Here is a 19796-nt window from a genome sequence, read left to right on the forward strand (position 1 = left end):
CTGAGGAGGCGAACTATACGTCAGGCCCCTAAACCCGTCAACACCTTTTGCGAGAAAAACCTCAACAAAAGCGGGTCTCACAGGGCAAACCCTTGATGCGACAAGAAATATCCGAAAGGGGTATTTGCCGGCACGCCTCAACCGCCCCGCCGAACCATGAAAAACGGGCCGAAGCTTAGCTTCGGCCCGTTCTCAATCTCACCTTTAATGATGGAAAGTCACGGCATAACCGGCAACTTTTCCAAAGCCTGGACCAATTCCACCTCGATCAAGCACCAATCGCTGCCCTTATCCATCACCTTGCCCAAGGAGAGTTGGAAATGCTTGCCCTTGGCCGTCATGTAGAATTCCTTGCCCAACACATATAAGGATAACGGCAGCAATAAGGCGTTCACTACCTTGCCCGAGCGCTGGCATGGCACGAACAAGGCGATATGCCCGGCCAGCCAAACCTGTTCAGGCGGCAGAGTGGGATCGATCAGCCTCACATCGGTTGGCCGCAGCGAAGCCGCCACCGGTCTTCTACTCAGGGTTTCAACCCCGAGGTAGATCTGATCCGCCGAATTACGCTTCACTCGGCGCACCACGCCCAGACTCCAGCCATCCACCGATTTCTCGCGAAAACCGATCAAGGCGCCCAGGCCCACCCATTCGTTCCCCATCGCCCCCAAAGTCACACCCAGTCCGGTTTGGCTGACGTTGTCGACTTCCCAGCGCGAAAACTCTTCTTTTGCCGGCTGAGAAACAGCCTCCCCGCCCAAGGCAAGCCCAGGCATCGGCGCGCCCTTGTCCCGCTTCCTGGTGGTAACGAAGCCATAAATACGGATATTGGCCGCATCATCGAAATTACCGTCTTCCAGCGCGCCCGTTTGCTTGGCCTCGTCCACGACCCGAATCAAACGGTGCAGCACGGGCAGGCGATACGCCACTTCTATGCTCTGCCCGGAAACGGGCACCCGCTCCGCCCTTTCAAAACGCATTTGCTGGGGGGCCCACTCCCGCATCAAAGCGCGCAAGGTATTGGCGTCTATGCCCGGCTCCATCATGCGTTTAATTTCAGGCGGCACTCTGCCGGCGTCCAATACAATGCTCCAGCCATGCAGGATTTCGACCAGATCCGTTGTCCCCCAGTAGCGCGCGGCTTCGTCCACCAGCCCGCCCGACGCTCTTGCCGCGGGATGCGGTCCTTTTAAAGAGACCACAAAACTAGAATGTTCCGCGCAAGCCCGGGTTAATGACATACGGTTGCTAAGCACTTGCAGCAATTGATAGGCGAAGTGCAATTGCCTGGCGCTGAGATTGCCCCCGGTCAACACGGCGAGCATATGCAAGATGAGGAATTGATCCTGAACCGTCGTCGCAGGCTGACCATCGCCGAACAGAAACACCGGCACGGAATCGCAACCATGATGCTCGGCGAACCAATATAGCTGGTTGACCCCCAGCCAAAACGCCTCTTCCGGATTAAAGCTTCGAATCCAATGCCAACGCGCATGCTCGCCAAGATAGAACATCATCCGCGACAGCACGATGGGCAGCAGCGTCAGCACCTTGGCGCCTTCAACGGAATCGGCGTCGACCGTCAGCACATGCTGATAACTATCGATGAAGCATTTGCCGTACGCCAGTATCTGGCTTCGCAATTGCGCTTCCAGCGCCTTGGGCATGCGCGTATTCAGCAAGTATTGCGCGCAGAGGTTTTCGTGCAGCGACTCAGTCTCTTGATTCAGCGCCAGCAGCGCCTCGACGCGATCCACCGAGATATTGTGCCAATCCAACTCCAATGGCGACAGCAAGGCCACCACGCGCTCATGCGCGGCCGCCCCATGCTCCTTCTTCAAAGCCGCCACGAACTCCCTGGCCGCTTCCGCGCTGGCCAACGGGTCGGAGCGACCTTTAGCCCCTCTTGAAAAAAAATCCAGCATAGCCGCCCACTCTCAAGACAATGTCAGCACATTTCAATCACTACGCGAAACAGCTTGAACGCTACATCCATTTATAGCAAGCCGCAAGCCGGCCCGCTGGCCGTCGGACAAAGAAAAAGCGCCCATGACAGGCGCTTTCGAAATTCATTGCAAACCCGCAGTTTGCTTAGATAGCCAGAGCGTCCAGGGCTTTGCCGCTGGAGATCCACTCTTGTACCCACACCGGCTTACGGCCGCGGCCGGTCCAAGTCAGTTCCGGGCTGGCCGGGTGACGATACTTGGCTTCCACCGGCTTGCGCACGCCGCCGGTTTTGCCCAGCACTTCTTCCACGCTCAGACCATAAGCGCGAGCAAGTTCAATGATTTGTTTCTTGGCTTTGGACTTTTCTTCGCTTTCGCGGCGCTTGATTTCAGCTTCGACATCGGCGCGCAGAGCCACCAGCTGAGTAAAATCCAATTTCGACAGTTCCATTAGCATGTTCCCAAATATATTGTAAGAGTAGTGGTGCGTTACAGATGATAATGTAGCCAAGCCTTTCCACTCAAGTCAAGGAAACAAAACAGAAATTATCAATTAATTCTCAGCCCCCTCATTCAAGGAATAGGGCAGCTCCAGTTGTTGAAGCCTTATTGTGTACGCCTCGTCAGCGTAAATACCTTCTTCCCAGGCTTGAAATTGAACCACGGCCAAGCCTTCATATTGATCCGGCACCACTTGGCAAACCGCAGCCACCATGCCAATCGACTGCCCCGCCACGGACGGGCTATAGAGTTTGGCACCGATGGCGAGCGGCTGTTTAAATGCCACTTTGAACATGCGGCGCTTCATTTTCCCCAAATACTGCGACCTGGCGACGATTTCCTGCCCCGGGTAACAGCCTTTCTTAAAGCTTACCCCGCCAATCAATTCCATATTCGCCATTTGCGGCACAAACTGCTCCTGAGTCGCCAGGCTGACCCAAGGGATGCCCGCGTCAATATCCCGCCAGTCCCAAACGCTGGAGGACACCAGGCTCGCCGTATCCGTCAGCCTTGCGCCAAGCTGCTCTGCGCCGGCTTCATCCACCGCCAGCACCCAGCCCGCCCCGGGCAGGCCTATCAACAGGCCCAATTCCACTCGAATCATTTCACGCGGCCCAACGCTTGCCGCCAATGCCGGCTCAATGGCCAACGTATTCAGCGCCGTCGCGCCCGCAAGGCCAATCAAGGTCAGATTATCCGCAATGGATACCTTCACCTTGGAGCGCAAGACAAACATGCTCAGGCGCTTGGCCACGTATTCGGCCAGATCCGCCGACACCGCCAGGCAATAAACGCCGTCGCTCCGCCAAACCAGGAAGCTGGCCAGCATTCGCCCTTTGGCTGAAGAGTAACTGCTGTACTGGGCATGGCTTTCGTCCGACAACTCCCGCACATCGCTGGAAAGCTGCCCTTGCAAAAAGGCCTCCGCGTCCTCTCCCGCCACCTGGATGATTTTATGCTTATCCAGAACCGATATTGCGGCGCCTGCGCGCAAAGACTCCAACTGCCGCAAATGAACATTCATTTCCGCCGCATCTTTATTTGCCCGCTCCGCGCGCGCATCCAGCCTGAGCTTACCGTCCAGATTCATTTAACCCACCTCAAAAACGCGGCTATTCCCGCATTGTCAACAAACGAAATTTTAACGCGCCGCCGCCTCCCTTCGCCAGCGGTGAATTGCGGGCGTCAACGCCGCGTCCAAGCCGCCCGACAGACGCAAGCGATTTTCAGCCGCGCAAGTGTTGACAGCCCGACATGCTGACGCTATAGTTCGCCCTCACTCAAATCCCTGATAGCTCAGTTGGTAGAGCGACGGACTGTTAATCCGCAGGTCGCAGGTTCGAGCCCTGCTCGGGGAGCCACTCCGGCCCAGTTTGAGAATTGCTTGTTTTCCATTCCCTGATAGCTCAGTTGGTAGAGCGACGGACTGTTAATCCGCAGGTCGCAGGTTCGAGCCCTGCTCGGGGAGCCAAAACAAGCCCGCATCACCGCATTATGATCCCTGATAGCTCAGTTGGTAGAGCGACGGACTGTTAATCCGCAGGTCGCAGGTTCGAGCCCTGCTCGGGGAGCCAAAATTTCAAAAGCCACAATCTCCGGATTGTGGCTTTTTCCATTTTCGCTTCCGTTTTACAATCGGCCCACCCTCCCCATTGGAATAATAATGATTTCCAGACCGATTGCCTTTGCCGGGGGCGCCATCCTGCTCTGGGCCTCTTTGGCCGCGCTTGGCGCTCAAACACGCTCGCTTCCCCCTTTCTTCGTCGTTGGCGTCTGTCTGCTGATCGGCAGCCTGCTCAGCCTGCGCCATTACCGCGACTGGAAAGTCCCGGCGCCCACCCTGCTGGTGGGGATCTACGGCTTGTTCGGCTATCACTTCCTGCTGTTCTTCGCGTTTCGGCACGCGCCGGCGATGGAAGCCAATCTGCTGAATTACCTGTGGCCGCTGCTGATCGTCATGCTCTCCCCCATCCTGGTGCCGGGCACCGTGCTGCATGGCCGCCACATCCTGGCCGGCGCGCTGGGCTTCAGCGGCGCGGCGCTGATTGTCAGCGGGGGCAAGCTCGCCTTGTCCAGCAGCCATCTCGCCGGTTATCTGCTCGCCATCGCCGCCGCCGTGGTGTGGTCCACCTTCAGCCTGCTGACCCGCAGGCTGCCCAGCTTTCCCAATAGCGCGGTGGGCGGCTTCTGCCTGCTGTCCGGCCTGCTCTCCTTGCTGTGTCACGCCCTGTTCGAACCCAGCGTCGCCCCCAGCGCCGGCCAATGGCTGGCCCTGATCCTGCTCGGCATCGGGCCGATGGGCGGCGCCTTCTTTCTATGGGACCGCGCGCTCAAGGAAGGCGACCCCAGGCAGATCGGCTCCCTGTCCTACGCCACGCCGCTGCTGTCCACCTTGCTACTGATAAGCAGCGGCCAGGGTCAATTGAACGCCGTCGCTCTGACCGCCATCGTGCTCATTCTTGGCGGCGCCTTGCTTGGCAGCCTGCCCGTCCGCTCACGCTCAGCCGCTTGATAGAAAGACCCGCGGTGGAGCGACGGCGGCCGAATGTCCTATAATGCTTAACGCTATTTAAACAGAGGCCAACCATGTCCATTATTAAAGAATTCAAAGAATTTGCCATGAAAGGCAATGTCATCGATCTGGCGGTCGGCGTCGTCATCGGCGGCGCTTTCGGCGCCATCGTCAAATCGCTGGTCGACGATGTGATCATGCCCCCAATCGGCCTATTGATCGGCAACGTCGATTTCTCCAATATGTTCTTCGTGCTAAAAGAAGGCAGCAAACAGCTTGGGCCTTATGTGTCCGTGGCCGCGGCCAAACAGGCCGGCGCCGTCACGCTGAATATCGGCCTGTTCATCAATGCCATGGTCAGCTTCACCATCGTGGCTTTCGCCATCTTCATGCTGGTCAAGGCCATCAATCGGCTGAAGCGCGAAGAACCGGCCGCCGCGCCGGCCCCCGCCACCAAGGAATGCCCGTTCTGCGTGTCCAGCATTCCGGAAAAAGCCTCTCGATGCCCGCAGTGCACATCCCAACTCTAAGAGCGGAGATTGCCCCGCTACGCCAACTGATTTAGAATCGGCTGGTTCTGGGGGAGTAGCCTCGGCGCGGTTTTCAGCGCCGGCATGCGTCAACAGGCTTGGCCATCGCGGCCATGGCGCATGCGACGAAAACTTCCGTTTGGCAAGACCCATGACATGTCTGCGCAACGCGGGGCTGCGGCGCGGGCTTGTCATGGCGTATGCGCAGCCCCCGGAGTTTTCATGGAAGCCTTCCTTATTTCCACCGGCATCGTCGCTTTGGCTGAAATCGGCGACAAAACCCAATTGCTCGCCCTGATGCTAGCCGGCCGCTACCGCAAACCCATGCCCATCGTTCTGGGCATCTTCGTCGCCACCTTGCTCAATCATTTCGCCGCCGCCGCGGTGGGTCACTGGCTGATGAGCAAGATAGGACCGGACTTCATGCGTTGGGGCTTGGGTCTTTCCTTTCTCGCCATGGCGGGCTGGATGCTGATTCCGGACAAGCTGGATGAAGACAGCCGGCTCATGGAGCGCTTCGGCGTGTTCGGCACCACCTGTATCGCTTTCTTTATCGCGGAAATGGGCGACAAGACGCAGCTGGCCACCGTCGCGCTGTCCGCGCGCTTTCCCGAGGCCTTGCTGTTGGTGGTGGCCGGCACGACGCTGGGCATGATGCTGGCCAATGTGCCCGCGGTGCTCTTGGGCGAGGTGGCCGCGAAGAAGCTGCCGCAAAAGCTGGTGCACACCATTGCCGCGCTCTTGTTCGCCGGCCTGGGCATTATCACCCTGCTAAGCCCGTTGCAGATCTGAGGCAACGCTCAAAACAAAACGGAGGCCGCGGCCTCCGTTTTGCTTTCCTGCCGACCTGCGGCGCTTCAAGTCCGGGTAGCTCCGCGCCCAAGCGCCTCCAACAGCTGCTCCGGGTTGAAGCCCAGGCGGAAGCCGCCCCAATGCTTGCCGGACAACATGATGGGCAGCACCACTTCCGACAGCACCTCCCCGGTGTCGCGGGTATACGTCTGCAGCAGGAAAGACTGCGTGCTGCGCGCGGCCCGCAAACCGGCGGCATCGGCGAACTTGCGCTTGTCGCGGCTGTTGATCAGGTCCTTGGCCGCATCTCCGCTCAAGGGCTGGCTATACCAGCTATTGTGGGTCGGCGCGTAGCCGTTGGTGTCCACCGCCAGGCAGAACACGCCGCCGGGCACGGACTTGGCGGCGCGGTCGTACACCGGCTGCATTAGTTTTTCCAGCTTGGCGTCGTACTGAGTGCGGAACTTGGCCGGCTTGGCGCCGGCGATGGGCTGGTAATTCTGATCGAACAGCGCCACGCCCGCGGCCAGTTGCGCGGCCATCATGGTTTGCAATTCATCCCGCGCCTCGCGGGCCGTTTGCATGATCTGGTCGAACTCGCCCTCGCCCAGAATGAAGCGCGCCACCAGTTGCTGCACCTGCTCCGCCGCGCCGGACAATTTGGTGGCCGAGTCTTCGGTATGGTTCAGACGGTCCGTCACCTGATGGCCCAGTTCGTGGATTTCCGCCACATGCAGATTGACCTGGCCATTGGAGGCGACGAACTCCGACATGGTGGCGGCGATCTGGCTGAGACTGCTCGCCGTGGTTTCGAAGTCTCCCATCATCTTGCTGAAATGGTCGGACGCCTTGGAGACGATCTCCCGCGCCGACTTGGTGTCCTCGGTGATCTGCGCGGTTTCCACCTGGGTCTCCGACACCAGCCCCAACATGCCGTCGATATTATGCGAAATCTCGTCGGTGGCCTTTTTGACCCGCTCGGCCAGTTTGCGCACCTCATCGGCCACCACGGCGAAACCGCGTCCGCTCTCGCCGGCCCGCGCCGCCTCTATCGCGGCGTTCAAGGCCAGCAGATTGGTCTGGTCCGACACGTCCTTGATCAGATCGACAATGGTCTTGATGCTGGAGGAGCGCTGACTCAGGTCATCCACCGTGTGATTGAAATGCCCCACTTTCTGGTTGATGCCGTAGATGCTCTCCGCCACGGACTTGAGTTCGGCGTAGGATTCCCGCGCCACATCCAGATTGGCCAGCGTAGTGGACGAGATCGCCTGGGTTTGCTCAGTGACCTGGCCCACGCCCTCGGTGCTCTGATCGCTGGCGGCCCGGACCTGCGTCGCCAGCTGATCCTGCTTGCGCGCGCCCTCCAGCGATTCGACCACGTTCTTGCGGGTGCGCGCCGAATCCATCGCGATCCGCACCGTCATCAACCGCACATTGCTGATGATCTCGCGCATTTTCAGCAGGAAACGGTTATACGACAGCGACAATTCGCGGATTTCGTCATGGGTGATGGTGGGAATGTCTCTGGACAGATCCCCCTCGCCGGCGCCGATTTCATTGAAAATCCGGATAATCATTTTCAGCGGTCTGACGATGAGGAAGCGCAGATACCAGACCATGAAGGCGATGAAAGCGACGCTGACCACCCACAGCGCCATCGTCCAAAACAGCGCGCCGTCGATGCTGGACTCGATGCCGGCCAACACCTGGGGCGAAGCGACCTGCCCTTTCAGCGAACTCCGTATGTTTTCCAGCACATAATAAACATAAGCCACCATGCCCAGCTGAAACACGCTGATGAAAAAGAAACTGCACAATTTCTTGGTCAACGTATCCCAGAAAGTCTTTTCCACCAGGGTATACACGCGCCAGAACCACTGCATGACTTCTCCTCTTGCTCCGCAATCCCGTTCAGCGGCTGGTGCCGGCCCCGCGCCCTCCGGCGCTTCGGGCCCGCCCGTCGCTGTTATCTAGAATTATTGTTGTTTATTGACTTCAGTCAGCCATGCTAAGCGATAGCGGCCTTGTTTTTGGAATAGTTGGCTGACTATTGATTATCATCAAATAGGCCATGTCAATGTATTACAAATCCCCGTTTCCGTGTTGCCTTCTCCACACCATCCAGCACTCCCGACCGCCAAACACCGGCACGCCCTCCGCCTGCGGCGCGCAACTCTCCAACACGAAAGCCGGCTCCAGCAAAGCGCTCAAGGCCGACATGCCCAAGCCGAACGGCGGGCCGCGCGGCGTGTCCGCGATAAAGAACACTCCAAGCAGCGCGCCGCCGGGGCGCAACAAGCGCGCCATCTTTTCCGCATAGCGGACATGCAGGCGGGGCGGCAACGCGCAGAGAAAGGCCCGCTCGAACACCATGTCGAAAGACGGCGTTTCCTCGACGGCGAAAAAGTCCGCCTGCCGGATATGGGCGGCCGCCTGCGGCCACTGCGCGCGAGCGATCTCCACCGCCTGCGCGCTGAAATCGACGGCCAGCACCTGATGGCCGCAGTCCAGCAACAGGGGCAAGTCTCCGGCGCTGCCGCAGCCGGGCAGCAAGATTCGACTGGCAGGCTGAGCTTGGAAAAACGCCAGGGCCTCCGGACTCAGCCGCGCGCCCTCCCAAGGCGTCACGCCGTCGCGATAACGCACATCCCAAAACTCGGTCAAAGAACTGTCCTGCGCCATCGCCTTCCCCTCGTTCTATTCAACGCCCGCCTGCTCGCGCAAAAAGGCGGCCACCTGCGCCGGACTCCAGCCGGCGCAATCGCGCTGACACGCCGGCTCTCCCGCCCGCAGCCAACGCAGGCAGTTCCCCTCCATGCGGAACCACAAGGGCAGGCAGGGCACGCTCATCCACTCGCCCCCATCCTCGCCCTGATGAAGCTCCGGCAGGCAGGAGAACACCGCGGCGATCTTCAATCCGCGCTGACGCAGCGGCAGCTGCAACCACACCCGCTCCCGCTCCTCCGCGTCCATGAAGCACCACTGCGAGATCTCGTCGAAGCTGCGCGCGCAGCCGCGGCAGATATCGTCGCCCACCGCGGTGGAACACACGGCGATGCAAGGCGAATCAGGGCGCTCCGTCGTCATGCCCCAGCCCTTGAAACAATAATGTCATATTTCTTGACGCGCCAAACTAAAGTGTCAGATAAATGAATAGTCATAAAAATAAAATATCCGCTGTCATGACCCGCAATGAAACCTTGATTTTCCGCACCTTACGCCTGCTGCAGACCATGCACATCCAGTATCTAGACGAACACAAACTGTTTCAGGCGCTCTCGCGCGAATCCGGCGGCGAATACAGCGCGGCCGACGTTCACGAGCACCTAGTCTACATGCAGCAAAACGGCTTGCTCAAACCCGTCCGCACCGCGGACAACCATACCGCCTACGCGTTGGATTGGGGCGGCTACGATTATCTGGACCCCACCTGAAAAATAAAAAGGCAGCGCGAAGGCTGCCCAGGGTCCGCGGCGCGACGACGCCCGCTTATAAATAATCCCGCATCCGGAAATAAGCCATGCCCAGCACCAAGGCCGGCGTGCGCAGCCATTTGCCGCCGGGGAAGGGATTATGACGAATCTTGGCGAACAGGTCGAAGCGCGAAGCGTCTCCGGCCACCGCCTCCGCCACCACCTTGCCGGCCAGGCCGGTGATGTTGACGCCGTGCCCGGAAAAGCCTTGCAGATAATAGACATTGCCGTCCAAACGGCCAAAGTCAGGGGCGCGGTTCACCGTGATGTCGCAAAAACCGCCCCAGGCATAGTCGATCTTGACGTCGGCCAGTTGCGGAAACACCCGCAGCATATCGCTGCGCATGCCGTCGGCCAAATGGGCCGGCTCGCGTCCGGAGTAACTGACCTTGCCGCCGAACAATAAGCGGTGGTCGGCGGACAGACGATAGTAATCCAGCACGAAATTGGTGTCGCACACCGCCATATCGTTGGCGATCAAGGCCTCGGCCCGCTCCTTCCCCAAGGGCTCGGTGGCGATCACATAAGTGCCGGCCGGCATGATACGCCGTTCCAGCTCCGGCACCAGCGCGCCGATGTAGGAATTGCAGGCCAACACCAGCTGGTCGCAATTGACCACGCCCCGATCCGTCGCCACTTGCGGCCGCGCCCCCCGCTTCAGATGCAGCGCCGGGCTTTGCTCGTAAATGGCCACCCCCGCCTCGCGCGCGGCGCGGGCCAGGCCCAGTGTGTAGTTCAATGGGTGCAGATGGCCGGAGCGCGGGTCGTACAACCCGCCCTGGTAGCGATCGCTGGCCAGCCGGGTCCTGAGTTCGTCTCGGTCCCACAGCTGCATGCCGCCATAGTCATAGGCCTGCGCCGCCTCTCGCTGCCAGTCCTCCAACTCCTGCATATGCCGCGGCTTGACCGCCACGCTGACATAGCCGCGCCGCCAATCGCAATCGATGCCGTGCCGGTTCACCCGTTGTTCGATGATGTCCACCGCCTCCACCGACATGTCCCACATCTGCTTGGCCAGGCTGTCGCCCAATTGCGCGCGCAGCGTGTCGACGCCGCAAGCGAATCCGGAAATCACCTGTCCGCCGTTGCGCCCCGAGGCGCCGAAGCCGATTTGCGCCCCCTCCAGCAGCGCCACGGAGAATCCGCGCTCGCGCAGATTCAGCGCCGCCGACAAGCCCGCCAGCCCGCCGCCCACCACGCAGACATCGCAGTCGACGACGCCTTCCAGCGCCGCCCCGGGCTCCCAGGGCAGAGCGGTGGCGGCGTAATAGGATGGAGCGTGAGCCTGATGGGCAAAGCTAAACATGAAGACCTCTCAATGAAAACAGGAATGGCGGCCAAAGCCGGGCGGACCAAACGCCTCGGGAAAGAGAAGAAAAAGCGGATGCCGTGCGGCATCCGCTGCGGCGCGTGCGCGGGCGCTAGCGCGTCAACACCACCGGTACATCCTGGCGCCAACTGACGAAGACCGGATCTCCCCAGGTCGGCGCGGTTTCGCCCGCATCATACCAGCGCGAAGACGGCACCACCGATTTGACGACCTTGCCGCTGGCCAGTTTCACGTGATAGATGGAATAACTGCCCAGATAGGCGATGTCCTCCACCACGCCGGCGGCGACGTTGGGGCCCGCCGGCAGCGGCTTGATGTCCAGCCTCACGTCTTCCGGCCGAATGCTGGCCCAGACGTGCATGCCCTTGGGGCCGGTAATCCCGTGGTCGATGCGGATGTCCCCGCCCAGCTCCGGCGAGCGCACTTCGACCAGGTCCGGCTCGTCCACCACCACCGCGCCCTCGAAAATATTGCTCTCGCCGATGAATTCCGCGGTGAAGCGACAGCTGGGGTAATCGTAAATTTCGGACGGGGTGCCCACCTGCAACAAGGAGCCTTCGCTCATGATGCCGATGCGGCTGGCCATGGTCATCGCCTCTTCCTGATCATGAGTCACCATGATGCAGGTCACGCCCACCTGTTCGATGGTATTGACCAGCTCCAGCTGGGTCTGCTGGCGCAGCTTCTTGTCCAGAGCGCCCAGAGGCTCGTCCAGCAGCAAGAGCTTGGGCCGCTTGACCAGGCTGCGCGCCAGCGCCACCCGCTGCTGCTGGCCGCCGGACAATTGATGCGGCTTGCGGTTGGCGTACTTGCGCATCTGCACCAGATCCAGCATCTTGCCCACCCGCTCCGCGATCTCCTCGCGCGGCACCTTGTCCTGTTTCAGGCCAAACGCCACGTTCTGCTCCACCGTCATATGCGGAAACAAGGCGTAGCTCTGGAACATCATGTTCACCGGCCGCTCGTACGGCTGCAGGCCCTGCATGTCCTCCCCGTCCAGGATGATGCGACCAGAAGTCGGCGTCTCCATGCCCGCCAGCATGCGCAGCAAGGTGGACTTGCCGCAGCCGGAGCTGCCTAGCAGGGCGAAGATTTCATTTCTGCGGATATCCAGATCCACATGATCCACAGCGACATGATCGCCGAACTTTTTCAGTACGCCGGCAATGCGCAGATAAGCCTTGTCGGCGTCGGCCTGGGTTCCGGCGGCCTGGGCGTTGTGGGCGGAAAAAGCGGCCTGGGCCGGTTTGGCGGCAATAGCTTGCGTCATTGAGTCGTTCCCTCTATTGCAATTCCGCAGCGGCGCGGGCCGGCTGCGTCCGCCGCGCGGGCCTCGTCTCGAGGCGGCGCGGCGGCAATCGAATGCCTTGCTGGATGATCGCGCCGGCCTGGGCCCGCGCGCATGGGTTCAAGAATCCGTCCGGCGTCCCGCGCCGGCCGGCGGTCCCGCCGCGAGAGCGCGTGGCCATGCCGCCACCGCCGTGCCTATTGCCAACATGATGTCTCCTCTGTACGGCGCTTAATGCGAACACGGCCCGGCGGCCGCGACGACGGCGAGCGCCTTTGTCGTTTTAGTCTTGAACAGAAGCCTATGCCACGTTTAATAAATTTGACAATATCTAGTGCAAACGCTCTCGAAAATTTATCGCCTCTGTGGCGCGCGCGCCTCACCCAGGCTGGCCGGTCAAACCCGAAAACCCGGCCCTTTCCCCTAAGACGCCGGCGGCGAAAACCCCACCATCATTGTTTAATTCGTCAAACACTTTACCCTTTTCCACCGCAGGCAGACCGGCGCGCGCGGCGCCGCGTCCTCGCCAGGCGTCCGCGTCGCCAGCAAATTGCCCCGCAAACGCCGACGCGCTCTAGAATGAAGCATGCATGTTGACGCCGCGCAACGCCTGACCAAAGGAATACCGCCATGCCCTATGCCGAAATCGCCGGACACAAGGTCTATTACGAACTCAGCGGACAGGGCGCCCAAGTTCTGGCGCTATTCAACGGCATCACCATGTCCACCGCCGCCTGGGCCCTGCTGCAGCCGCAACTGGAACCGCACTTCCAGCTATTGCGCTTCGACTTTCTCGGCCAAGGCCAAAGCGACCGACCCGGCGGCGACAAATATCCGCTCAGCGAACAAGCCGACCTCGCCGCCGGTCTGTTGAATCATTTGGGCATTGCGGAGGTCTATCTCACCGGCTTGTCTTACGGCGGCATGGTGGCGCAGCACTTCGCCCATCGTCATCCCGAGCGCGTGTCGCGGCTGCTGCTGGCCGCCACGCTGGCCTGGGCCGACAGCGTCAACAACCATATCAGCGACAGCTGGATTGCGGCCAACCGCAGCGGCGGGCTGGATTTGCGTTACGCGGTCAGCGTGCCCTGGCTGTTTTCCAGCCGATTTCTCGCCAGCAACGCCGCCATGCTCGACGATATGAAGCTGATCGCCGGCATGGTGGACTGGGACGCGGTGATACGTCTGATCGCCGGCGTCACCGAGCACGACGCGCGCACCTGGCTGCACGAGCTGAGCATGCCCTGCCATATACTGGTTGGCGACGAAGACCGCCTGACGCCCTTGTATCAAGCCGAACTATTGCGCGAACGGCTGCCCGGCGCGCAGCTGGAAATTCTGCCGGGCACCGGCCATGTATTGCACATCGAGGCCGCGGACGCCTTTGTCCGCAGCATTATCCGTTTTGGCCACGGCTGAAACGCCCATTATCAGAACAAGGAGAACCGAATGACCGCCGAGTCCGTTTTGCTTGCCGTTGATTCAAAGGGAATCGCCACCATCACCCTCAACCGCGCGGAACTGCTGAACGCGCTGGACGACAGCAGCGTCGGCCTGCTGACCGCGATGCTGGAAACCCTGGCCGAAGACGCTAGCGTGCGCGCCGTGGTGCTGACCGGCAGCGGCATCAGCTTTTCCGCCGGCCACGATATCGACTGGATGCGACGGATGGCCAGCTTCGGCCGCGAGGAACTGGAGCGCCACGCCCGCCTGCTGGCCAAGCTGCTGCGCACGCTGGACACCTTGCCCAAGCCCACCATCGCCAAGATACAGGGCTCCGCCTTCGGCCTGGGCGCGGGGCTGGTCGCCTGCTGCGACGTGTCCATCGCCAGCTCCGAAGCGCTGTTCAGCTTCTCCGACGTCAAGCTGGGCGTGATCCCCGCGCTGGTGGCGCCCTATATGGTCCGCGCCATCGGCGAGCGCTCGACGCGCCGCTACTTCATGACCGCGGAGCGTTTCAACGCCGGCAAGGCCAAACGCCTGGGGCTGGTGCATCAGGTGGTGGAAAGCGATGAGCTCGACATGGCGGTGGACTTCCTGATCAACCATCTGCTGATCAACAGCCCGGCGGCGATGCTGGAAGCCAAGCGGCTGCTGGCCGACATCGCCGGCCTGGGCGTCGGGGAAGACGGCATGGAAATCTGCATCCAGCGCATTGTCGCCATCCGCCTGAGCGAGGAAGGCCGCGAGGGCGTTCAGGCCATGCTGGAAACGCGCAAGCCCTCGTGGATGGATTGAACAAGCGGCGGGGAACGGCGCGGCTGGCCCTGCCGCGCCATGGGTGCGACAATGCGGCCAACTTCACCGCATTGTTGCCGCCATGTCCAACCACAGCTTCTTCTGGCACGATTACGAAACCTTCGGCGCCGTGCCGCGCCAGGATCGCCCCTCGCAGTTCGCCGGCATCCGCACCGACGCCGAGCTGAATGAAATCGGCGAACCGGTCATGCTCTACGCCCGGCCCGCGCCCGACTACCTGCCGTCTCCGGTGGCCTGCCTGCTGACCGGCATCACCCCGCAATGGTGTTTGCAGCACGGCGTGGCCGAGCACGAATTCGCCGGCGTGATCGAACGCGAGCTGGCGACGCCGGGCACCATAGGCGTCGGCTACAACTCTATCCGCTTCGACGACGAAGTCACCCGCTTCCTGTTCTGGCGCAATCTGATGGACCCCTATGCGCGCGAATGGCAGAACCAATGCGGCCGCTGGGATCTGCTGGACCTGGTCCGCGCCACCTTCGCGCTGCGCCCGGACGGCATCCAATGGCCGCAGCACGAGGATGGACGCCCCAGCTTCAAACTGGAGCATTTGAGCGCCGCCAACGGCCTGGCGCACGAAGCCGCCCACGACGCCCTCTCCGACGTGCGCGCCACCATCGCGCTGGCGCGCCTGATCAAACAACACCAGCCCAAGCTGTTCGACTTCTACCTGTCGCTGCGCAAGAAAGACGCGGTCAAGGTCCAGCTCAGCCTCCACGCGCCCAAACCCGTGTTGCACGTTTCCGGCATGTACGGCGCCGAGCGCGGCAATATGGCCGTGGTCTGGCCGCTGGCGGCCCACCCCTACAACGCCAACGAGGTGATTGTCTGGGACTTGGCCCACGACCCTCGCGAACTGCAAGGCCTGGGCCCGGACGCCATCCGAGAGCGCTTGTACACCCGCAGCGAAGATTTGCCGGAAGGCGTGCAGCGTTTGCCGCTCAAAACCGTGCACATCAATAAATCGCCGTTCGTGGTCGCCAACCTCAAGGTGTTGAGCCCGGAGCGCGCCGCGCACTGGGGCGTGGACATGGAGCAGGTTCAGCGCCACGCCGACTACGCCGGCGCGCTGCCGGATCTGAGCCCGGTCTGGCGCAAGGTGTATAAGCGCGAAACCGGCGAGCCGCGCGACGTCGACGAAAATCTCTACGGCGGCTTCGTCTCCAACAACGATCGCAAAGTGCTGACCAAGCTGCGCCGCATGTCGGCCGACCAGTTGACCGGCGAGATGGCCTTCTTCGAAGACCCGCAGCTGGCCGAACTCTTATTCCGCTACCGCGCGCGCAACTTCCCACGCTCCCTATCCGGCGAAGAGCAAGAACGCTGGCAGACATGGCGTCAAGCCAAGCTCAACGGCGGACCCGGCCGCGATGTCCGGCAATTCCGCCAGGAACTGGAGGAAGCCCGCGCCGGCGAGCTAAGCGAAAAAGCGCAAGACGTGCTGGCGCAGCTGGAAGCCTACGCCGCGCAACTGTAAAAAGTCGGTTCAAAGCCTGAGAGCAAGGGCGGGACAAGCCCTTGCGGCGGAGAAAACGGAATGCGCGCGCGGCGCAGGGCCTGTCTTCAGGGCTATAGCGTTCTCACATAACGCCTGGCGACGAATAAAGCCGCCAGGCTCAAACCCACAATCACAACCATCGCCAGCGTGGATGCGCCTTCATAACCCCAATAGTCGGACATGCCCTTCTCCTTAAAAGCGGTTCAATGTCTGCCGCGCGTCGGCGAGATGGCCAGAACGGGGCCTTGAACCCGTCTTCGACATGCTCATGCGCCACGAGTACATTCCGCCTTCTAGCCGTTATCGTCTTGTCTCACTCTTGCTCGCGAGGCTTTGCGCGGGCATCTAGACCAAACCGGTCTGCCGCATGCGCTCCAGCCCGAACTCGCTGACCCGATAATTGAACAGCAGGCGCGCGCCCTCCTCCTGCCAACGTTCGCATAAGGCCACCACCAGACCGCTGGCGCTCAAATCCGCCAGGCAGGCCCTCACCATGCCCAGCCAGTAAGCGTCTTCCGGTTTGCGGTACTCCCGGCAGATACGCCGGGCCAGATCCACGTCCCACAAGCCCGGCTGCCTGGCCAAAGCCTGCAGGATAAAACCCTTGATGTGCACCTTCACGCCCCGCCCTCCACATTGCGCACCGCACCGGGATGGCGCTCGCTGTCCGACACCATGACGAAGCCGCCCAGAATCACCAGGGCCAAGCCGATCAGAAAATGCCACTCGGGAAAATTCAAGGTGAACGCGGCGGTGAACAAGGTGGCGAACAGCGCGTAGAAAGCGCCGATCGCCTGGCCGCGCCCAACGCCGATCAAGGGAAAGGATTTGTACCAGGCCACGGCGCAGAAAGCGAAACTGAGCCCGCCCACCGTCAGATAGAGCATAGGCCGCCACGACCACAGCTCGCCAGCCAGCGCATACACCGGCAAGGGCGTCAGCCAGGCCAGCGCCGGCAGAATCAGCAGCAGCCAATACAGGGCCTCGGCCAGATAGCGGATCGCCACCCCGCAATCGGGATCGGTCACATCCATCGCCCGTCCGACGATGGCGCCCTCCAGTCCCCAGCCCAGCGCCGCCAGCGCGCCGCCCAGATAGCCCAGCCAGCGCGCGTCGCCGTCGCCGCTCAGGTCCCCAAGCAGACCCGGCGCGTAAATCGCCGCTCCGCCCAGCACGATGACCGCGATACCCAGCGCCGCGCGCCGATCTATCCGCTCGCGGTACCACAAGCGCGCCAAGGCCGCGCCCACCACCGGATACAACAGGCCCGCCACCGCGGCGAACACCGCGCCCACATAACCCATCGCCAGATATGAGCCGAAATTGGCCATCAGGCCGCCCAAGACCGCGGCCAGGAAATACCACTTGGAAATGCCGCCGAAGCGCCATAGCGTGCGGAAGAAGTCGGCCAGCTTGCCCAAGGCCGCCAGCCACAACAATTGAAACGCCGCCACCAGGCAGGCGTGAAAGGCCGTCAACACCGCGGCCGCCATCAGAAACCACTCGGGCCGCCCCCGCGTCAGCCCGGCCAGCGGCGCCTCGTGCCACACCGCGGCGCCGGGCACATACCATGCGCCCCACAACACCGCCGCCCACAAGGCCCAGCCATAACCCCAGCGGGCTCGGCGGCGAAGATACCGCTGTCTGTGCATGCTGTTCATAGCGCGTCAGCTCCTGTTGTCGGACGCCGCCCAAGCTTCCAGCGGCGCCTATTCTGGGTTCGAACGCAACAAGACGAAATCCATCTGCCTTGCCAGACGAGGGTCAAAAATTACCATAAGTTAATTTTTTCACCAACAGTCAATTAGTCCACACCTAGCCGCGGCCGAGATCAGCGCGCGCCCAAAGCGCCGATCAGGCGGCTGAGCGCGCCGTCGCTCCCGCGCTGCGCCACCAGCGACAAGACCAGCGGCAAAGTCTTGCCGCCCTCGCCATGCCACGACACATCCAGCTGCGCGCGGCTGGAAATATTGAAAATCGCCTCCAGGCTGTCCAGCCATCCCTGCCGCGAGGCGATGCGCAAACCATCCAGAAAGCGCTGCTCCGTCGTCTCCTCCAAAGCCTCGCCGAACAATAGCCGCGCGGCCTGCGGCGACAAGCGCAGCCGCCCGGCGCCCAGATCCCATTCCCAACTGGCCATGCCGATGGACTGCAGCGCCAATTCGCTGCGCAACCGGGCTTCCTCCTGCGCGCGGCGCGCCTCGCGCCGCGCGGCCACCTCCTCCACCGCGGCGATCAAATGCCAGGGCTCGCCGCTCACCGGGTGACGGCTCAACGAGGCGCTGACGTTCACCCAGACATGGCCGCCCTGTTTGCGCAGCAAGCGTTTCTCCAGCGAAAAACTGGCGACCTCTCCGCTCAGCAACTGATCCAGCCGCAGCAGATTGTCCTCCAGGTCGTCGGGGTGGGTCAGTTGCTGGAAGCTCATCCCCTCCATCTCCCACGGCGCGTAGCCCGTCATCTCGGCCAGACGGCGATTCACCTTGAGCCATCGACCATCCAGGCCCAGATGCGCCAGGCCCAGCGCCGCCTGCTCGAAGACCTCGCGGAAACGCTCCTCGCTTTCGCTATAGGCCACCGCGGCTTGCCGGCTGTCGGTGACGTCCTGAGCCGCGCCTATCATGGCCTCCGCCCGCCCTTCCCCGTATAGAACCTCGCCCTCCTCGTGAATCTGGCGGCGGCGGCCGTCCGGCAGCAGGATGCTGTACTCCACACAATAAGGCTGGCGCTCATCGATCGCCCGCCGGATGGCCCGATCGATGCGATCCCGGTCCTCCGGCGCCATCGCGGCGAAGTAACGCTCCATCGTCACCTTGAAGGCCTGCGGCTGCCAGCCGAAAATCCGGTAAGCCTCATCCGACCAGATGCAGTCGTCCTTGCGCACATCCCAGAACCAACTGCCCAAATGGGCGATGGACTGCGCCTTGTCCAGAATGGCCTGGTTCTGACGCAAGGCCTGCTCGGCCAGGCAACGCTGGGTGATGTCGAAGCTGACGCCTATCATCTTCACCGGACGGCGGTCGGCGTCCAGCACGCAGGTGGCGCGCGAGGCGATCCATCTCGTGTCGCCCGCCGGCCAGCGCACGCGGAACTCGGCCTCGTAAGCCGCGCCGGAGTTCAGGCACGCCTCCAGTTTGGCGCGCAAGGCCGGCGCGTCGGCCGGATCCAGCGCCAGCCAGAAATCGGACAGCAGGCGCACCGGGCGGCCAAACAAGTGCTCGGCGTTGGCGGAGTAAGCCACCGCGTCGCTCAGGATGTTCCACTCCCAGGTGACGATGCCGGACACCTTCTGCGCGAACTTCATCCGCGCTTCGCTTTCCATGATCTCCGCCAGATGCTTGCGGCGGATCTCGGTCAATTGCGCATCCGTCGTCGTCGCCGTCGCCAGATCCAGCACCGCCTGCTCGCCGTAGCGCAGCCAGATCCAGTTCACGCCCAGAAAATCCGCCAACACCCGCAGTTTGCGATATTCGATTTCCCCGCCGCGCGTCCATTTGTGCACGGCGGCGGACGATACGCCCAGGGCTTCCGCCACCTGTTTAAGCATGACGCGCTTGCGCCCCAGCACCTCCTTCAGGCGGGTGGCGAAGGTTTCATCCCCGGCGGGAACAAGGGTTTGGCTGACTTGATTTGACGACACGCAACTGGTCGCGGCGACGGCCGC

At 61.9% G+C, this 19796-nt stretch carries 18 protein-coding genes, 3 tRNA genes and 1 riboswitch; of the genes, 10 read left to right on the forward strand and 11 right to left on the reverse strand.

Translation table 11 applies throughout. The annotated features are described in order from the left end of the window. Window positions 1-218 precede the first annotated feature (218 nt). The 3 genes from NK214_RS16660 to NK214_RS16670 form a co-directional block, all read right to left on the reverse strand. Window positions 219-1925 (reverse strand): hypothetical protein, encoded by a 1707-nt coding sequence (locus NK214_RS16660; RefSeq protein WP_253315026.1) that lies wholly within the window; start codon window positions 1923-1925, stop codon window positions 219-221. 166 nt (window positions 1926-2091) lie between these two features. After that, a complete protein-coding gene (locus NK214_RS16665; RefSeq protein ID WP_227107266.1) occupies window positions 2092-2403 on the reverse strand; it encodes an H-NS family nucleoid-associated regulatory protein in 312 nt (103 codons plus the stop codon). A gap of 96 nt (window positions 2404-2499) precedes the next feature. After that, entirely contained in the window at window positions 2500-3537 is a 1038-nt protein-coding gene (locus NK214_RS16670) for a folate-binding protein YgfZ (protein ID WP_253315027.1), read from the reverse strand. 195 nt (window positions 3538-3732) lie between these two features. On the opposite strand from NK214_RS16670, the gene NK214_RS16675 reads away from it, so the two are divergent. The 6 genes from NK214_RS16675 to NK214_RS16700 all read left to right on the forward strand — a co-directional run bounded on the left by NK214_RS16675 (window position 3733) and on the right by NK214_RS16700 (window position 6281). After that, a tRNA-Asn gene (locus NK214_RS16675) sits at window positions 3733-3808 on the forward strand. A gap of 34 nt (window positions 3809-3842) precedes the next feature. Continuing rightward, window positions 3843-3918: transfer RNA gene (locus NK214_RS16680), tRNA-Asn, on the forward strand. Window positions 3919-3945: 27 nt separating this feature from the next. Next, a tRNA-Asn gene (locus NK214_RS16685) sits at window positions 3946-4021 on the forward strand. 89 nt (window positions 4022-4110) lie between these two features. Continuing rightward, the gene (locus tag NK214_RS16690; protein ID WP_253315028.1) at window positions 4111-4959 is read left to right on the forward strand and encodes a DMT family transporter; all 849 of its coding nucleotides are present in this window, start codon (window positions 4111-4113) and stop codon (window positions 4957-4959) included. Window positions 4960-5033: 74 nt separating this feature from the next. Next, entirely contained in the window at window positions 5034-5489 is a 456-nt protein-coding gene (mscL, locus tag NK214_RS16695; protein ID WP_107798407.1) for a large conductance mechanosensitive channel protein MscL, read from the forward strand. Between the two features lie 38 nt (window positions 5490-5527). Next, window positions 5528-5710: riboswitch (yybP-ykoY riboswitch) on the forward strand. Window position 5711: 1 nt separating this feature from the next. Then, window positions 5712-6281, forward strand: coding sequence for a TMEM165/GDT1 family protein (locus NK214_RS16700; protein WP_253315029.1), 570 nt, complete (start codon window positions 5712-5714; stop codon window positions 6279-6281). Between the two features lie 65 nt (window positions 6282-6346). On the opposite strand, the gene NK214_RS16705 is transcribed toward NK214_RS16700, so the two are convergent. The 3 genes from NK214_RS16705 to NK214_RS16715 all read right to left on the reverse strand — a co-directional run bounded on the left by NK214_RS16705 (window position 6347) and on the right by NK214_RS16715 (window position 9371). Beyond that, window positions 6347-8167, reverse strand: a complete 1821-nt coding sequence (locus NK214_RS16705; protein WP_235089675.1) for a methyl-accepting chemotaxis protein — start codon at window positions 8165-8167, stop codon at window positions 6347-6349. A 199-nt stretch (window positions 8168-8366) separates the two neighbouring features. Next, window positions 8367-8948 carry a methyltransferase domain-containing protein gene (locus tag NK214_RS16710; RefSeq protein ID WP_253315030.1) on the reverse strand — a complete coding sequence of 194 codons (582 nt, stop codon included), beginning with the start codon at window positions 8946-8948 and terminating at the stop codon, window positions 8367-8369. A 33-nt stretch (window positions 8949-8981) separates the two neighbouring features. Continuing rightward, the gene (locus NK214_RS16715; protein WP_107798403.1) at window positions 8982-9371 is read right to left on the reverse strand and encodes a DUF1289 domain-containing protein; all 390 of its coding nucleotides are present in this window, start codon (window positions 9369-9371) and stop codon (window positions 8982-8984) included. 95 nt (window positions 9372-9466) lie between these two features. On the opposite strand from NK214_RS16715, the gene NK214_RS16720 reads away from it, so the two are divergent. Next, window positions 9467-9718: a hypothetical protein gene (locus tag NK214_RS16720; protein WP_107798402.1), complete on the forward strand. Its 252-nt coding sequence runs from the start codon at window positions 9467-9469 to the stop codon at window positions 9716-9718. A 55-nt stretch (window positions 9719-9773) separates the two neighbouring features. Here NK214_RS16720 and NK214_RS16725 read toward each other — a convergent pair whose 3' ends face one another. Next, window positions 9774-11063: an FAD-binding oxidoreductase gene (locus tag NK214_RS16725; RefSeq protein WP_253315031.1), complete on the reverse strand. Its 1290-nt coding sequence runs from the start codon at window positions 11061-11063 to the stop codon at window positions 9774-9776. A gap of 115 nt (window positions 11064-11178) precedes the next feature. Beyond that, a complete protein-coding gene (locus NK214_RS16730; RefSeq protein WP_107798400.1) occupies window positions 11179-12357 on the reverse strand; it encodes an ABC transporter ATP-binding protein in 1179 nt (392 codons plus the stop codon). Window positions 12358-13005: 648 nt separating this feature from the next. On the opposite strand from NK214_RS16730, the gene NK214_RS16735 reads away from it, so the two are divergent. The 3 genes from NK214_RS16735 to sbcB all read left to right on the forward strand — a co-directional run bounded on the left by NK214_RS16735 (window position 13006) and on the right by sbcB (window position 16111). Then, complete coding sequence (locus NK214_RS16735; RefSeq protein ID WP_107798398.1) at window positions 13006-13794, forward strand: alpha/beta fold hydrolase; 789 nt, start codon at window positions 13006-13008, stop codon at window positions 13792-13794. A 30-nt stretch (window positions 13795-13824) separates the two neighbouring features. Continuing rightward, window positions 13825-14613 (forward strand): enoyl-CoA hydratase-related protein, encoded by a 789-nt coding sequence (locus tag NK214_RS16740; RefSeq protein ID WP_253315032.1) that lies wholly within the window; start codon window positions 13825-13827, stop codon window positions 14611-14613. 82 nt (window positions 14614-14695) lie between these two features. Beyond that, the gene (gene sbcB, locus NK214_RS16745) at window positions 14696-16111 is read left to right on the forward strand and encodes an exodeoxyribonuclease I (protein ID WP_253315033.1); all 1416 of its coding nucleotides are present in this window, start codon (window positions 14696-14698) and stop codon (window positions 16109-16111) included. 366 nt (window positions 16112-16477) lie between these two features. On the opposite strand, the gene NK214_RS16750 is transcribed toward sbcB, so the two are convergent. The 3 genes from NK214_RS16750 to NK214_RS16760 form a co-directional block, all read right to left on the reverse strand. Next, the gene (locus NK214_RS16750; protein ID WP_107798394.1) at window positions 16478-16753 is read right to left on the reverse strand and encodes a hypothetical protein; all 276 of its coding nucleotides are present in this window, start codon (window positions 16751-16753) and stop codon (window positions 16478-16480) included. Then, the gene (locus tag NK214_RS16755) at window positions 16750-17793 is read right to left on the reverse strand and encodes a DMT family transporter (protein WP_253315034.1); all 1044 of its coding nucleotides are present in this window, start codon (window positions 17791-17793) and stop codon (window positions 16750-16752) included. Before NK214_RS16755 ends, NK214_RS16750 begins: the two co-directional genes overlap by 4 nt. A 170-nt stretch (window positions 17794-17963) precedes the next feature. Further along, entirely contained in the window at window positions 17964-19772 is a 1809-nt protein-coding gene (locus NK214_RS16760; protein WP_253315035.1) for a PAS domain-containing protein, read from the reverse strand. Between the last annotated feature and the right edge of the window lie 24 nt (window positions 19773-19796).

It is taken from the genome of Chromobacterium sp. S0633 (assembly GCF_024158805.1).
Classification (GTDB): Bacteria; Pseudomonadota; Gammaproteobacteria; order Burkholderiales; family Chromobacteriaceae; genus Chromobacterium.